This window comes from Micromonospora chersina, from assembly GCF_900091475.1.
Lineage (GTDB): Bacteria > Actinomycetota > Actinomycetes > Mycobacteriales > Micromonosporaceae > Micromonospora > Micromonospora chersina.
Window position 1 is genome coordinate 6,104,098 of record NZ_FMIB01000002.1, and the last position, 15,310, is coordinate 6,119,407.

A 15,310-nucleotide genomic window follows, 5' to 3' on the forward strand; every position below is an offset into this window, starting at 1 on the left:
TGACAGTCCGATTCCGACCGGATGATCATCGATGGCGTGGCCGGAGGGCGGACGGGAACGTCCGCCCTCCGGCGGCGGTCAGCTGTCGGCGTAGCGCCGGGCGGCGGCGAGGGCGGCCCGGAGCCGCTCCGCGTCGACCGGGACCGGACGGGTCCAGTCGCCGTCGGCGGCGTAGAGACCGGCGTACGCGGTGGTGTCCCGCTGGAACCGCCAGCCCTCGGCGAGCGGGCCGACGTCGACGGCCTCGTAGCCCAGCGAGTCGAGGAACGCGCTGACGGTGGCCTTGGCGGCCGGGTCGTCGCCGGCGATCGGCAGGGCGGTGCGGTCCTCCGCGCCGGACGGCCGGGCCAGGGCGCGCAGGTGCTCGAAGTAGATGTTGTTGAAGCCCTTGACCACCCGCGACCCCGGCAGGTGCCGCTGGAGCAGCTCGCTGGTGGTGGTCGACTCGTCGTCCAGCTCGGGGAAGCGCCCGTCCCGGTCCGGGTAGTAGTTGTTGGTGTCGATGACGACCTTGCCGGCGAGCGGTCCGGCCGGCACGTCGCGGTAGGCCCGCAGCGGGATGGTGACGACCACGAGGTCCCCGGCCGCCGCCGCCTCGGCCGGGGTGGCGGCCCGGGCCCGGGGGCCCAGCTCGTCCACCAGATCCTTGAGCGTCTCCGGTCCGCGCGAGTTGCTGAGTACCACGTCGTGACCGGCGGCCACCGCCAGCCGAGCCACCGTGCCCCCGATGTTGCCGCTGCCGATCAGTCCCACAGTTGTCATGTCCGGTGCCAACCCGGGGACCGCCGCCGGAATTCCCGACCAGGAAGCTAGGTTTTCGCGGCGAAGGAAACCTTCGATCCCGTGCGCCGCATCGACAATGGTTTGTATCCATAAGGTTCTATCGGCAACCCGCGCGAAATGTTGATCTTCCGTCGGTCTCCGATCTATTGATATCTATCTCTCACCACCACTTCCCACCCCCAGGAGTGCGACGTGCGGAGATCCCGTCTTGCCACCCTCGCCCTGACTCTGGCCGCCTCGCTCGGCGTCACGCTGACACTGGGCGCCGCCCCCGCCCAGGCGGCCGCGACCGACCGCTACGTCGCTCTCGGCGACTCGTACGCCTCCGGCGTCGGCGCCGACAGCTACACCTCCGAGAGCGGGTCCTGCCTGCGCAGCACCAACGCCTACCCGGCGCTCTACAACGCCAACATCAGGCCCGCCTCGTACCGCTCGGTCGCCTGCTCCGGCGCGACCACCACGGACGTCATCAACAACCAGCTCTCCGCGCTCTCCTCGACCACCACGCTGGTCAGCGTCACGATCGGCGGCAACGACGTCGGCTTCGCCAGCATCATGAGCACCTGCGTGCTCCAGGGCGAGACCCAGTGCGTGGCCGCCGTCCAGGCCGCCGAGGACAAGGCCCGCACCGAGCTGCCCGGCAAGCTGGCCAACGTCTACAACGGCATCAGGAGCCGGGCCCCCTCGGCCCGGGTCGTGGTGGTCGGCTACCCGGTCTTCTACCAGCTCGGCACCATCTGCGTCGGGCTCAGCGCCACCTCGCGAGCCAAGATCAACGAGGGGATCAACCTGGTCGACGACATCACCCGCACGGCCGCCACGTCGGCCGGCTTCACGTTCGCCGACGTCCGGTCCATCTTCGTCGGCCACCAGCTGTGCAGCTACGGCGAGAAGTGGCTGCACGCGTTGAACTACCTGAACCTCACCGTCTCGTACCACCCGACAGCCGCGGGGCAGTCCGGCGGCTACTACCCGGTCTTCCGCTCCGCCGCGGGCTGATCCGGCACGGTCACGTCCGGGGCGGGCCAGGGCCCGCCCCGGACACCCGTCGTTGTCGGACCCCGCGGCTAACCTGCGGTCCGGTCGACGATGGACCGGGGAGCGGAGGACCGATGGGGACCTGGGCGGCGGGGCCGTTCGACAACGACACGGCGGCGGACTGGTCCGGCGACCTCGACGACGCCGCGCCGGAGGAGCGCCCGGCCCTCGTGGAGCGGGCCCTGCGGACGGTCCTCGACGAGCCGGACCACCTCGACTCGGACCTGGGCGTCGAGGCGGTGGCCGCGGCCGCGGTGGTCGTGGCGCACCTGCCCGGCGCGTTCCCCGTCGACTCGCCCTATGCGCCGGACTTCCTGACCGCCGGCGCGCGGCTCGACCTGCCCGAGCGGCTGCGACCGCTGGCCGTGCGCGCGCTGGACCGGGTGGTCGCCGACGACTCCGAGCTGGCCGAGCTGTGGGCCGAGGCGGGGGAGCCGAACGAGTTCCTGGCCGAGGTGGCCCGGCTCCGGGCCGCCCTCACCGCGCCGGTCTGAGCACCGCGGCGGCCCTTGTCGCGCCGGTCTGAGCACCCCGGCGCCCTTGTCGCGCCGGCGTGAGCGCCCCGGTGGCCCTCAGGCCGGCAGCACCTTCTCGACGGCGGCGCGCAGCTCGGGGGAGTCCGGGGTCACCGTCGGGGCGAACCGGGCGGCCACCGTGCCGTCCGGCGCGACGAGGAACTTCTCGAAGTTCCACCGCACGTCGCCGGTGTGCCCCTCGGCGTCCGGAGTGGACACCAGCTCGGCGTAGAGCGGGTGCCGGTGCGGCCCGTTGACGTCGACCTTCTCGGTCAGCGGGAAGGTCACGCCGTAGTTGACCTGGCAGAAATCCTCGATCTCCGCGGCCGTGCCGGGTTCCTGGCCGGCGAACTGGTTGCACGGCACGCCCAGCACGGTGAGGCCACGGTCCGCGTACTCGTCGGCGAGGGCCTGGAGGCCGGCGTACTGCGGGGTGAGGCCGCACCGGGAGGCGACGTTGACCACCAGCAGGGCGCGGCCACGGTAGCGCCCGAGGTCGGCCGGGCCGCCGGCGAGGGCGTCGATCTGCACGTCGAAAACGGTCATGGGACGAGGCTACGGGGTTGCCCGTCCCGTCCGGCGGCGGACCCGACGAATCGATGCATCTACATCTTGACGAAGTGGTGACGCGTGAGTAGCGTCTCAGCATCCAATCTGGAAAGTTTCCTAACTGTTTGGGGAGACGCCGTATGAAGAGATCGCTCCGCCGGGCCCTCTGGGCCGGCGCCGTGGTCGCGCTCGCGGTCGCGGCGGTGCCGATGGCGACCGCCTCCGCCGCGGGCAGCGTCACCGCCACGTTCACGAAGGTGCAGGACTGGGGGACCGGTCACGAGGCGAAGGTGACCATCACCAACGGCACCAGCGCCAGCGTCGACACGTGGCGCATCGAGTTCGACCTGCCCTCGGGCACCACCATCAGCAGCTTCTGGGACGCCGACGTCACCAGCAGCGGAAACCACTACGTGGCGGTCAAGAAGAGCTGGGCCGGCCCGCTCGCCGCCGGCGCCAGCTTCAGCTGGGGCTACAACGGCACCGGGGCGTACAAGGCGCCGCTGAACTGCACGGTCAACGGCGCGTCCTGCTCCGGCGGCACCACCCCGACGACGGCCCCGCCGACCACTACCGCGCCGCCCACGACCGCCCCGCCCACCACCGCGCCGCCCACGACCACCCCGCCGCCGACGACGCCGCCGCCCACCACGACCCCGCCGAGCGGGGGCAAGAAGGTCGTCGGTTACTTCACCGAGTGGGGCGTCTACGGCCGCAACTACCACGTGAAGAACGTCCACACCAGCGGGTCGGCCGCCAAGCTCACCCACCTGCTGTACGCCTTCGGCAACACCACCGGCGGGCGGTGCAGCATCGGTGACAGCTACGCCGACTACGACAAGGCGTACACCGCGGCGGACAGCGTCGACGGCGTCGCCGACACGTGGGACCAGCCGCTGCGGGGGAACTTCAACCAGCTGCGCAAGCTGAAGAAGATGTACCCGAACCTGAAGGTGATCTGGTCCTTCGGTGGCTGGACCTGGTCGGCCGGCTTCACCCAGGCCGCGCAGAACCCGGCCGCGTTCGCCGACTCCTGCTACTCGCTGATCAAGGACCCGCGCTGGGCGGACGTCTTCGACGGCATCGACATCGACTGGGAGTACCCGAACGCCTGCGGCCTCCAGTGCGACACCAGCGGCCCGAACGCCTTCAAGAACGTGATCAGCGCGCTGCGGAGCAAGTTCGGCTCCAGCTTCCTGGTCACCGCGGCGATCACCGCGGACGGCAGCACCGGCGGCAAGATCGACGCGACCGACTACGCCGGCGCGGTGCCGAACCTCAACTGGCTGATGCCCATGACGTACGACTACTTCGGCGCCTGGGCGGCGCAGGGCCCGACCGCCCCGCACTCGCCGCTCACCTCGTACACCGGAATCCCGCAGCAGGGCTTCTGGTCCGACGCGGCGATCCAGAAGCTCAAGTCCAAGGGCGTCCCGTCCGACAAGCTCCTGCTCGGCATCGGCTTCTACGGGCGGGGCTGGACCGGGGTGACCCAGACGACGCCCGGCGGCACCGCCACCGGCCCCGCTCCGGGCACCTACGAGCAGGGCATCGAGGACTACAAGGTGCTCAAGAACACGTGCCCGGCCACCGGCACGATCGCCGGCACCGCCTACGCCAAGTGCGGCAGCAACTGGTGGAGCTACGACACCCCGGCGACCATCGGCGGCAAGATGACCTACGCGAAGAACCAGGGCCTCGGTGGCGCGTTCTTCTGGGAGCTCTCCGGTGACACCAGCAACGGTGAGCTGATCGGCGCCATCAAGGGCGGTCTCGGCTGAGCCGAGGGCCGACGCACCACCCACCCGGCGGGGAGGGGCCGCACCGGCCCCTCCCCGCACGGTGTCCGTTCCGGCACGGATTCCGACGCTCGTCGCGCGCCGTGCTGGCCGGCCGGGGCGGTCCGGGCGAGGATGGCGAGGTCGTCGAGGGCCGGTGGCAGCCGCCCACCGGCGGCCGGGGCCGGCATGGGACGGCGTCGATGTGACAGACTCGCCGCTCGGCATGTCCCGATGTCCGCGCCGATGGAAGGGGACCGATGGGCCTGAAGTACCCCCGGGCGGTGGCCGGCGCGGCCCTGCTCGCGTTCCTGCCGGTCACGCTGGCCGGTTGCGGCCTCGGCGGCGGGGACGACGCCCCCGGCGGCCCGGCGACCCAGTCGCAGCGGGCGCCGGCCGAGGAGGCGGCGGCCAAGAGCCGGGAGCGCGTCCAGGCGTACCTGGACGCCATGGCGGCCAAGGACGTCGACGCCGGGCGCAGCCAGCTCTGCGCGCCCATGCAGGCCGCCTTCGACGCCGCCGCGACCGGCCCCAACGGCGACTTCGCCGATCACTTCACGGTCCCGCAGGCCACCATCACCGACGTCCGGTCCGGCCCGCGGGGCGAAGAGGTGAGCACGTCGATCACCGTGGCCGTCGGGGCCCGCAAGGCCACCCGGTCGCTGCTGTTCACGGTCACCCGCACGGGCGCCGACTGGTGCATCGCCGGCGAGGCCCTGGGCGGCAACACCCCGGAGCCGGGGATCACGCCCTGACCCCGCACCCGCCCCGACCTGCGGCGGTTCCGGAGTGTGTCGGTGATCTCCCAACCACCGGAACCGTCCCCCTCGGCGGCGGGCCGCCCCGGCGGTCGCCGTACGCTTTCCCCCATGCGCCATGAGTGGCATCAGCTGAGTCACCCCGCGGTGGGCAGCCCGGGGCTCCAGACCAGTCGTCCGACCGTCGACTCCGCCGAGGACGCGGCCCTCGGCCTGGACCGCTGGCGGGAGCTCCCGCGCGCGCAGACCCCGCCCTGGCCGGACCTGGAGCAGGTCGCCGAGGTCTGCAAGGTCCTGGACACGGTGCCGTCCGTGGTCGCCCCCTACGAGGTCGACCAGCTCCGGCAGCGGCTGGCCCTGGTCTGCGAGGGGAAGGCGTTCCTGCTCCAGGGCGGCGACTGCGCGGAGACCTTCGCCGACAACACCGAGAGCCACCTGCTGGCCAACGCCCGCACCCTGCTCCAGATGGCGATCGTGCTCACGTACGGCGCGTCGCTGCCGGTGGTCAAGGTGGCCCGGGTCGCCGGCCAGTACACCAAGCCCCGGTCGCTGCCGACCGACGCGCGCGGCCTGCCGGCCTACCGCGGGGACATGATCAACTCGCTGGAGGCCACGCCGGAGGCGCGGGTCGCCGACCCGCAGCGCATGATCCGGGCGTACGCCAACTCGGCCGCCGCCATGAACATGCTCCGGGCGTACCTGGCCGGTGGGCTGGCCGACCTGCACGCGGTGCACGACTGGAACAAGGGCTTCGTCAAGCAGTCCCCGGCCGGCGAGCGCTACGAGGCCATCGCCCGGGAGATCGACCGGGCGCTGGCGTTCATCCGGGCCTGCGGGATGACCGACGACGAGGCGCTGCGCACTGTCACCCTCTACTGCTCCCACGAGGCGCTGGCGCTGGAGTACGACCGGGCGCTCACCCGGATCTCCGGCAGCCGCGCGTACGGCCTGTCCGGGCACTTCCTCTGGATCGGCGAGCGGACCCGGCAGCTCGACGGCGCGCACATCGACTTCATCTCCCGCATCGCCAACCCCATCGGGGTCAAGCTCGGCCCGACCACCACCCCGGACGAGGCCATCGAGCTCTGCGAGAAGCTCAACCCGGACAACATCCCCGGCCGGCTCACCCTGATCAGCCGGATGGGCAACCACCGGGTCCGGGACGCCCTGCCCCCGATCGTCGCCAAGGTCACCGCCGCCGGGGCCAAGGTCGTCTGGCAGTGCGACCCGATGCACGGCAACACCCACGAGTCCTCGAACGGCTACAAGACCCGGCACTTCGACCGGATCGTCGACGAGGTGCTCGGCTACTTCGAGGTGCACCGCGGCCTGGAGACCCACCCGGGCGGCCTGCACGTCGAGCTGACCGGCGAGGACGTCACCGAGTGCCTCGGCGGCGCCCAGGGCATCGAGGACCTCGACCTGCCCGACCGGTACGAAACCGCCTGCGACCCGCGACTGAACACCCAGCAGTCGCTGGAGCTGGCCTTCCTCGTTGCGGAGATGTTGCGTGGCTGACGCGCTGATCGACCTTCGTTCCGACACCGTGACCCGGCCCACGGCCGGGATGCGGGAGGCGATGGCCACCGCCGAGGTGGGCGACGACGTCTACGCCGAGGACCCGACGGTCACCGCGCTGGAGGCGGAGGTCGCCGCACTCTTCGGGCACGAGGCGGCGCTGTTCGCCCCGACCGGTTCGATGGCCAACCAGATCGCCCTCCAGCTCGTCGTCCCGCCCGGCGACGAACTGCTCTGCGACGCCGACGCGCACGTGGTCACGTACGAGATCGGCGCGGCCGCCGCGTACGGCGGGATCTCCTCGCGGACCTGGCCGGCGGTGGGTGCGGAGGTCGACCCCGAGGTGGTAGCCCGGATGGTCCGGCCGGACGGCTACTTCGCGGTGCCGACCCGGGCCATCGCGGTCGAGCAGACCCACAACCGGGGCGGCGGCGGGGTGATCCCGCTCGCCACCCTGCGCGAGCTGCGCCGGGTCGCCGACGAGCACCGGCTCGCCCTGCACTGCGACGGCGCCCGGATCTGGCACGCCCACGTCGCCGACGGGGTGCCGCTGGCCGAGTACGGGGCGCTGTTCGACACCCTCTCGGTCTGCCTCTCCAAGGGCCTCGGCGCCCCGGTCGGCTCGCTGGTGGTCGGCAGCGCCGAGAAGATCGCCCGCGCGCGGTTCGTCCGGAAGCGGATGGGCGGCGGCATGCGGCAGGTCGGCATCCTGGCCGCCGCCGGCCGGTACGCGCTGGCCCACCACGTCGAGCGGCTCGCCGAGGACCACGCCAAGGCCGCCCGGCTGGCCGAGGCGGTCGCGCCCTACGGGGTGCTCGCGACCGGGGTGCGGACCAACATCGTCCCGCTCGACCTGGCCAAGCACCCGCTCGACGCGCCCGCCCTGGCGGCCGCCGCCCGGGAGCGGGGCCTGCTGCTGTCGGTGCTCGGCCCGCGCACGGCCCGCCTGGTCACCCACATGGACGTGTCGAACGACCAGATCGACCGGGCCGCCGAAACCCTGACCACCCTCCTCCGCGCCTGACCCCGCCCGCACCGCCCCCTCGCCTCGTTGATCAAGAGGTTTGCGTCGCCCGCGACGCGGATTCCGACGCAAACCTCTTGATCAACGCCGCGGCGCAGTCCGCGCCGGGTTGAGGGCCTCAGGGGTGGAGGCGTTTGAGGGTGGCGATGTCGGCCGCGTGGCCTACGTGCTTCTCCGTCGGGGTCTCCACCAGGACGGGGACGCCGGCCGTGGCGGGGTGGCGCATCAGCTCGGCGAACGCGGGCTCGCCGATGCTGCCCTTGCCGATGCTCTCGTGCCGGTCCCGGGTGGAACCGCACAGGTCCTTCGAGTCGTTCGCGTGCACCAGCTTCAACCGGTCGGCGCCGACCGCGGCGACCAGCGCGTCCAGCGTGGCGGTCATGCCGCCCTCGGTGGCCAGGTCGTGCCCGGCCGCCCAGGCGTGGCACGTGTCGAAGCAGACGCCCATCATCGGGTGCCGGTCCACCGCGTCCAGGTAGGGGCCCAGGTGCTCGACCCGGGAGGCCAGCGACCGGCCACCCCCGGCGCTCGGCTCCACCAGCAGCATCGGCCCGCCGGTGGCCGCGGTCTCGTCGAGCAGCGGGAGCAGGGCCTCGCGGACCTGCCGCATGGCCGCCTCGGCGTGGCCCGCGTCGACGGCGCTGCCGGCGTGGAACACCACGGCCTCGGCGCCGATGGCCCGGCCCCGGCGCAGCGCGTGCGCCAGGGTCTCCGCCGACCGCTCGACGGTGGCCGGGGTGGGGGAGCCGAGGTTGACCAGCAGCGACGCGTGGATGAAGACCGGCAGGCCGCGCTCGCCGCAGCCGTCCCGGAACAGCACGTCCTGCTTCGGGTCGCCCGCCGGCAGCGCCCAGCCCCGCGAGTTGGAGACGTAGACCTGCACCGCCTCGGACTCGGCCGCGTCGACGTAGGGCAGCGCCGCCTTGGCCAGGCCGCCGGACGTGGGGGTGTGCGAGCCGACCCGCCGCCGCCCGCTCACAGGCAGGTCACCGTGACCGGGGTGCCCGGCGGCACCGGGGTGTTCTCGCCCGGGTTCTGGAAGCGGGCCACCCCGTTCGGGTTGAGCTGGATGGTGACCGGGAAGCCCTGGCTCTCCAGCACCTGCTTGGCCTGCTGGCACGGCATGTCGACGACGCGGGGGACGGGCACCTGGGCCGGGCCCTTGCTGACGTCGAGCTTGACCTGGGCGCCCTTCTCCACGCCGGTGCCGTCCGCCGGGCTCTGGCCGAGGATCTCGTCCCTCGGCTTGTCCGAGTCCTTGTACGTCTCCACAGGCGTCAACCCGAGCCGGCTGAGGATGCCGCGGGCGTCGGTGAGGCTCTTGCCCACCAGGTTCGGCACGCTCACCGGGGCGCGGCCCTTGCTGAGGACCACCGTCACCTTCGTGCCCGGTTTGACCACCGTGCCCACCTTCGGGTCGGTGGCCAGCACCACCCCGGCCGGCAGCGCGTCGTCGTAGCGGGAGCTGCCCTTGACCGGCGCCAGCTTGGCGTCGGCCAGCTCGGCCCGGGCCAGCTCGAAGTCCTTGCCCACCACGTCCGGCACCGGCAGCCGCTCGGGGCCCAGCGACAGGGTCAGCGTGATCGTGCCGCCCTTGACGATCCGGGTGGCGGAGACCGGATCCTGGCCCAGCACCGTGTCCTTGGGGATCTTCTCGTCGTGACGGGGCTCGGCGTAGCGCAGGACGAAGCCGCCCCGGGTGGCCTGCGCCTCCGCGTCGGCCTTGCTCAGGCTCACCAGCTGCGGGGCGACCGTGTAGCGGCCCACCCCGAACCACCAGCCGCCGACGGCGGCCACGAGGCCGAGCACCACGGCCGCCGCGGCGACCGCCAGCCGGCCGCGCGGCGAGCCCATGACCCGGGTGCGCAGCCCGGCGAGCCGGGCCCCTAGGCTCTCGTCCTCCACGGCGCGGCGGCGGTGCGGGCGCTGGCCGCCGCCCTCCGGCAGCCGGGCCCAGGCGGGGCGCTCGGCCGGGCGGACCGCGGCCACCACCATGGTGGGCTGCGCGATCACGGCCGTCTCGTCGCCCACCTGCCGCAGCACCGCGGTGTGCGAGTTGCTCAGCTCGTCCCGGGCGGCCTGCACCTCGGTCAGCAGCGCGCCGGCGTCGGCCGGGCGGGCGGCCGGGTCGCGCCGGGTGGCCCGGGCGACAAGCGCGTCGAGCACCGGGGGCAGCGCCGGCACCAGGGTCGACGGGGCCGGCACGTCGCGGTCGACGTGCTGCCAGGCGACCTCGACCGGGCGGTCGCCGTCGTAGGGCACCCGGCCGGTGAGCATCTCGAACAGCACGATGCCGGCGGAGTAGACGTCGGTGCGCGGGTCCGCGTGGCCCTGGGTGACCAGCTCGGGCGCCACGTACGCCACGGTGGCCATGAGCTGGTTGCCGTTCTCCTCCTCGGCGCTGGCCTCGACCGCGCGGGCCAGCCCGAAGTCGGCCACCTTGACCACGCTGTCCACCAGGCTCGTGGTGCCGCCGGTGGGCGCCTCGGCGACCAGCACGTTCTCCGGCTTGACGTCGCGGTGCACGAGCCCGGCCCGGTGCGCGGCGGCGATCGCGGCGAGCATCTGCTCGGCGATGGCCAGCGCCTCGTCCGGGCTGAGCCGGCGCCGCTCGGCGAGCACGTCGCGCAGGGTGCGGCCGCGCACGTACTCCATCACGAGGTAGGGGAGGCCGGCGTGGGTGCCCTGGTCGTAGACCGCCACCACGTTGGGGTGGGTGAGCCGGGCGATGGTCTTCGCCTCGTCGGTGAAGCGTGCGACGAAGCCGGCCATGCGGGCCCGGGCCTCGGGCGCCTGCGTCGGGTGAATGATCTTGACCGCCACGGTGCGCTCCAGGCGCTCGTCGGTGGCGGTGTACACGGTCGCCATGCCGCCACGGGCCACGCGACCGCGAATGCGGTAGCGCCCGTCGATCAGCGAGCCCAGCAACGTGTCGGCGACCTGTGTGTCCATCGGCAGGCAGTCTATGTGTCGGGAGGGTGAAGGTTGAACAGGATGCTACAGCCGGGGTACGACCGGGGTGGACCGGCGCACGCGCCGGGCGGGGTACGGGGTGCCGCCGACCGGTCCCGGCGGGCACGTGGCAGGGTGGTCGGGTGACCGATTCCGTACCCGCCCAGGCCGCCGCCACCGGCGCCGACCTGCCCGGACCGACCGACCCGGCCGGCTGGCTGACCCTGCCGGACGTGGCCGAGCGCCTCGACCTGTCGATCAGCAAGGTGCACCAGAAGATCCGCGACCGGGAACTGCTCGCGGTGCGCCGCGACGGCGTCCGCCGGATCCCGGCCGACCTGGTGGCCAACCAGACCGTGCTCAAGCACCTGCCCGGCGTGCTCAACCTGCTCGCCGACGCCGGGTACGACGACGAGGAGGCGCTGCGCTGGCTCTACGAGCCTGACCCGACCCTCCCGGGCACCACGCCGGCCGCCGCCCTGGCGAGCGACCAGGCCCGCGAGGTCAAGCGCCGCGCCCAGGCCCTCGGCTTCTGACGGCCTCCCGCACCCCCCGCGCCCCCCGGGCACCCCACCCCGTCGATCATGAGGTTGGCGGCAGCTCAGGAGATCGACTTCGCCGTCAACCTCATGATCGCCGGGGCGGGCCGGGGCGGGGCGGGGCGGGCCGGGGGCGGGCAGCGCGGGGGCGGGGCCTCAGTCGGTGCGGCGGGTGGCGGCGATGGCCAGGTCGACCAGGGACTGGCGGGCCTCCGTGTCCAGGTCGACAGTTGTGAGGGCGGCCAGGGCGCTCTCGGTGAGGGCGGTGATCCGGCGTTCGGTGCGGTCCAGGGCGCCGCTCGCCGTGATCAGCTCGCGGAGGCGGGCCACGCCGGCGGGGTCCAGGTCCGGGTCGCCGAGCCCGCCGAGCAGCAGCTCCCGGCCCGCGTCGTCGAGCGCCTCGAGGGCCGCCGCCACCAGGTACGTCCGCTTGCCCTCGCGCAGGTCGTCCCCGGCCGGCTTGCCGGTGCGCTCGGGGTCGCCGAACACCCCCAGCACGTCGTCGCGGAGCTGGAACGCCTCGCCCAACGGCAGCCCGTACGCCGAGTAGGCCGCGTGCACCTCGGCCGGCGCGTCGGCCAGCGCGGCGCCGAGCAGCAGCGGCCGCTCGACGGTGTACTTCGCCGACTTGTAGCGGGCCACCTTGCCGGCCCGCTCCAGCGAGGTGTCCCCGGTGGCCTGGGTCAGCACGTCCAGGTACTGCCCGACGGTCACCTCGGTGCGCATCTCGTCGAAGACCGGCCGGGCCCGTGCCACCGTCCGCGGGTCCAGGCCGGCGGAGTGCAGCACCTCGTCGGACCAGACCAGGCACAGGTCACCCAGCAGGATCGCCGCGGCGTCGCCGAACCCGTCCGGGTCGCCGCTCCAGCCGGCCGCGCGGTGCCGGGCGGCGAACCGCCGGTGCACCGCGGGCTCGCCCCGGCGGGTGTCCGAGCGGTCCATCAGGTCGTCGTGGATCAGGGCGCTGGCCTGCACGAACTCCAGCGCGGACAGGGCCGCCACCACCTGGTCGGAGTCGACACCGCCGGCACCCCGGTAGCCCCAGTAGCCGAAGGCCGGGCGCAGCCGCTTCCCGCCGCCCAGCACGAACGCCTCGATCGTCTCGGCGACGGGCGCCAGGCCGTCGTCGACGGCGGTCAGCCAGCCCCGCTGGCCGGCGAGGAACTCGGTGAGGGCCTTGTCGATCCGCTGGCGGAGGCCGGCGCGGTCGACGGGGGACACGGGAGCAGCGTGGGTCACGCCGACGACGCTAGCCGGTCGCCGCCGGCCGTGCCCGACCGCCGCTCCGGCGCGCCGCGCGCGGGATGGACCCCGGACCCCGCGCCCGCGCCGCCCCGGGCGTGCCCGGCGGACGCGGACGACCCGGCCCGCCCGGCCCGCCCGGCCCGCCCGGCCCGCCCGGCGCGCCTGGACTGCTCGGCGCGCCTGGGGCGCTCGGCGCGCCTGGGGCGCTCGGCGCGCCTGGGGCGCTCGGCCCATCCGGGGCGCTCGGTCCGCCTGGAGTGCTCGGTCCGCCTGGGGTGTCCGGCCCGCCCGGGGTGAGCCGGCGGCTGAGCGCGGCGGCCCCGGCGAGCAGGTCGCCCGGCACCCCGAGGACCACGGCCAGCCAGCCGGACCAGAAGTCGCCGGGGAGCCGGCGCTGCCGCTCCCACCGGGACACCTCGTGCCGGGTCAGGGTCGGCACGCCGGCCGCGGCGCACAACTCGGCGGCGACCCGCCGCTGGCTCCAGCCGCGGGCGGCCCGCAGCTCGACCAGGAGCGGCCCGAGCGGACGCGGCCCGGGACACCGCGGGTCGGGAGGCCGCCGGTCGGGAGGCCGCGCGTCGGGAAGGCGCCGGTCGCGAGGCCGCGGGTCGGGAGGGCGCCGGTCCGGAGGCGGCGCGTCGGGAAGGCGCCGGTCGCGAGGCCGCGGGTCGGGAGGGCGCCGGTCCGGAGGGCGCGGCCGGGGTGGCGGGGACGGGGTCATCGGTCCTCCGGAGGCGACGGCGCGGGCGGCGACGCGGACGCCCGGCGGTGCCGGACCGGCGCGCCGCCGATCGTGGCGACCCCCGCGCGGCCCCCCGGACCGGCCACCGGCCGGCCCACCGCGCTGCCACCGTTCTACCCCCGGGGTACGACGCTCCGCCGCGCTCGTGCTCGCGGGCTGGGAAGATCCTGGGTCGGGCCGGGCCCGCCGGTTACAGTCGGTCCGTGGCGCTCGGTCTTCCCTCGGTCCTCCCCAACCCTCAGCCGGCCATCGGCGAGCTGATCCGCGGCGGGCGGCCCACCTTCTCCTTCGAGTTCTTCCCGCCGAAGACGCCGCAGGGGGAGCGGCTGCTCTGGCAGGCCATCCGCGAGTTGGAGTCGCTGCGCCCCTCGTTCGTCTCGATCACCTACGGCGCGGGCGGCTCGACCCGGGACACCACGGTCGCGGTGACCGAGCGGATCGCCACCGAGACCACCCTGCTGCCGATGGCGCACCTCACCGCTGTCGATCACTCGGTCGCCGAGTTGCGGCACGTGATCGGCCGGCTCGCGTCGGTCGGGGTGCGCAACGTGCTGGCCGTGCGTGGCGACCCGCCGGGCAACCCGGGCGGCGAGTGGATCGAGCACCCGGAGGGCGTGCGGTACGCCGAGGAGCTGGTCCGGCTGGTCCGCGACTCCGGTGACTTCAGCGTGGGGGTGGCCGCCTTCCCGTACAAGCACCCGCGCTCGCCCGACGTGGCCAGCGACACCGCGCACTTCGTCCGCAAGTGCCGGGCCGGGGCCGAGTTCGCGATCACCCAGATGTTCTTCGACGCCGACGACTACCTGCGGCTGCGCGACCGGGTGGCGGCCGCCGGCTGCGACACCCCGATCCTGGCCGGGGTGATGCCGGTGACCCAGCTGGCCACCATCGAGCGGTCGGTGCAGCTCTCCGGGGCGCCGTTCCCGCCGGCCCTCGCCGAGCGGTTCGCACAGGTGGCCGACGACCCGGAGGCGGTCCGCCGCCTCGGCATCGAGCAGGCCGGCGAGATGTGCGCGAAGCTGCTGGACGAGGGCGTGCCGGGGATCCACTTCATCACCCTCAACCGGTCCACCGCCACCCGTGAGGTCTGGCAGCGGCTGCGGGCCGACGCGCGGGTGTGACGACCCGCCCCGCGACACCCGTGCCGGCCTTCTACGGTTGATCCCGTGGTGGGCACACAGCTGAACTGGGACCAGTACGCGACCGCGTGGGCGCGGCTGCACGGCGGCTTCGATCCCCGGGTGGCCGCGCCGGTGGTCCGCGCCTGGCTGCGCTTCGCCTACCACGTGGGCTACATCCTGGGCCGGCTGCGGATCGGCCCGACCCCGGTGACCGTGGTCGGCGTGCTGCTCTGCGTCTGCGTACCCCTGCTGGTGGGGCGGGCCGGCGACGGGCCGTTCCTGGGTGCCCTGTTCGTGCTGCTGGCGGCCGTGGCGGACAGCGTCGACGGCGCGGTGGCGGTGGCGACCAACCGCACCACCCGGCTGGGCTACGTCTACGACTCGGTGGCCGACCGGCTCGGCGAGGCCGCCTGGCTGACCGCGTTCTGGCTGCTCGGCGCGCCCGGTGCGCTGGTCGCCGCGGCCGGCGGCCTGTCCTGGCTGCACGAGTACGTGCGGGCCCGGGCGGTCTCCGCCGGGATGCGGGAGATCGGCGCGGTGACCGTGGGGGAGCGCCCCACGCGGGTCTGCGTGGCCCTGTTCGGGCTCGTGGTCGCCGGGCTCGCGGGGTTGCTCGACGCCGACCTGACCGCCGGCACCATCACGATGGCGACCACGGTCTGGGTGCTGCTCGCCGGTTTCGGTCTCGGCCAGTTGCTCTCCGCGGTCCGCCGCGCCCTCATCGACGCCGGCTGACCCCCGCCGGGCG

General features: G+C 74.2%; 14 protein-coding genes. 9 read left to right on the forward strand and 5 right to left on the reverse strand.

What is annotated here, in order from left to right; translation table 11 throughout:
• Nucleotides 1–78: 78 nt before the first annotated feature.
• Nucleotides 79–762 (reverse strand): NADPH-dependent F420 reductase, encoded by a 684-nt coding sequence (locus tag GA0070603_RS28480; protein WP_091320191.1) that lies wholly within the window; start codon nucleotides 760–762, stop codon nucleotides 79–81.
• A gap of 213 nt (nucleotides 763–975) precedes the next feature.
• On the opposite strand from GA0070603_RS28480, the gene GA0070603_RS28485 reads away from it, so the two are divergent.
• Nucleotides 976–1,782, forward strand: a complete 807-nt coding sequence (locus tag GA0070603_RS28485; RefSeq protein WP_091320194.1) for an SGNH/GDSL hydrolase family protein — start codon at nucleotides 976–978, stop codon at nucleotides 1,780–1,782.
• A gap of 113 nt (nucleotides 1,783–1,895) precedes the next feature.
• A complete protein-coding gene (locus GA0070603_RS28490; RefSeq protein ID WP_091320196.1) occupies nucleotides 1,896–2,315 on the forward strand; it encodes a DUF4259 domain-containing protein in 420 nt (139 codons plus the stop codon).
• A gap of 78 nt (nucleotides 2,316–2,393) precedes the next feature.
• Here the strand turns inward: GA0070603_RS28490 and GA0070603_RS28495 are convergent, their stop codons facing one another.
• Entirely contained in the window at nucleotides 2,394–2,882 is a 489-nt protein-coding gene (locus tag GA0070603_RS28495) for a glutathione peroxidase (protein ID WP_091320200.1), read from the reverse strand.
• 143 nt (nucleotides 2,883–3,025) lie between these two features.
• On the opposite strand from GA0070603_RS28495, the gene GA0070603_RS28500 reads away from it, so the two are divergent.
• The 4 genes from GA0070603_RS28500 to GA0070603_RS28515 all read left to right on the forward strand — a co-directional run bounded on the left by GA0070603_RS28500 (nucleotide 3,026) and on the right by GA0070603_RS28515 (nucleotide 7,963).
• Complete coding sequence (locus GA0070603_RS28500) at nucleotides 3,026–4,666, forward strand: glycosyl hydrolase family 18 protein (protein ID WP_091320204.1); 1,641 nt, start codon at nucleotides 3,026–3,028, stop codon at nucleotides 4,664–4,666.
• A 257-nt stretch (nucleotides 4,667–4,923) separates the two neighbouring features.
• Nucleotides 4,924–5,418: a hypothetical protein gene (locus GA0070603_RS28505; protein ID WP_091320207.1), complete on the forward strand. Its 495-nt coding sequence runs from the start codon at nucleotides 4,924–4,926 to the stop codon at nucleotides 5,416–5,418.
• Nucleotides 5,419–5,532: 114 nt separating this feature from the next.
• Nucleotides 5,533–6,939, forward strand: a complete 1,407-nt coding sequence (locus GA0070603_RS28510; RefSeq protein ID WP_091320211.1) for a class II 3-deoxy-7-phosphoheptulonate synthase — start codon at nucleotides 5,533–5,535, stop codon at nucleotides 6,937–6,939.
• Nucleotides 6,932–7,963 (forward strand): threonine aldolase family protein, encoded by a 1,032-nt coding sequence (locus GA0070603_RS28515; RefSeq protein WP_091320216.1) that lies wholly within the window; start codon nucleotides 6,932–6,934, stop codon nucleotides 7,961–7,963. The genes GA0070603_RS28510 and GA0070603_RS28515 overlap by 8 nt, the downstream gene beginning before the upstream one ends.
• A 118-nt stretch (nucleotides 7,964–8,081) precedes the next feature.
• On the opposite strand, the gene GA0070603_RS28520 is transcribed toward GA0070603_RS28515, so the two are convergent.
• The gene (locus GA0070603_RS28520) at nucleotides 8,082–8,942 is read right to left on the reverse strand and encodes a deoxyribonuclease IV (RefSeq protein ID WP_091320219.1); all 861 of its coding nucleotides are present in this window, start codon (nucleotides 8,940–8,942) and stop codon (nucleotides 8,082–8,084) included.
• The gene (gene pknB, locus GA0070603_RS28525) at nucleotides 8,939–10,915 is read right to left on the reverse strand and encodes a Stk1 family PASTA domain-containing Ser/Thr kinase (RefSeq protein ID WP_091320221.1); all 1,977 of its coding nucleotides are present in this window, start codon (nucleotides 10,913–10,915) and stop codon (nucleotides 8,939–8,941) included. The genes GA0070603_RS28520 and pknB overlap by 4 nt, the downstream gene beginning before the upstream one ends.
• Nucleotides 10,916–11,058: 143 nt before the next feature.
• Here pknB and GA0070603_RS28530 point away from each other — a divergent pair, with 143 nt between their 5' ends.
• On the forward strand, nucleotides 11,059–11,451 hold the full coding sequence (locus GA0070603_RS28530; RefSeq protein WP_167544602.1) for an Rv2175c family DNA-binding protein: 393 nt from the start codon (nucleotides 11,059–11,061) through the stop codon (nucleotides 11,449–11,451).
• Between the two features lie 159 nt (nucleotides 11,452–11,610).
• Here GA0070603_RS28530 and GA0070603_RS28535 read toward each other — a convergent pair whose 3' ends face one another.
• Entirely contained in the window at nucleotides 11,611–12,693 is a 1,083-nt protein-coding gene (locus tag GA0070603_RS28535) for a polyprenyl synthetase family protein (protein WP_091320224.1), read from the reverse strand.
• Between the two features lie 951 nt (nucleotides 12,694–13,644).
• Between GA0070603_RS28535 and metF the strand changes: the two genes are divergently transcribed.
• Nucleotides 13,645–14,562, forward strand: a complete 918-nt coding sequence (metF, locus tag GA0070603_RS28545) for a methylenetetrahydrofolate reductase [NAD(P)H] (RefSeq protein WP_091320227.1) — start codon at nucleotides 13,645–13,647, stop codon at nucleotides 14,560–14,562.
• A 45-nt stretch (nucleotides 14,563–14,607) separates the two neighbouring features.
• Complete coding sequence (locus GA0070603_RS28550) at nucleotides 14,608–15,297, forward strand: CDP-alcohol phosphatidyltransferase family protein (protein WP_091320230.1); 690 nt, start codon at nucleotides 14,608–14,610, stop codon at nucleotides 15,295–15,297.
• Nucleotides 15,298–15,310: the final 13 nt, after the last annotated feature.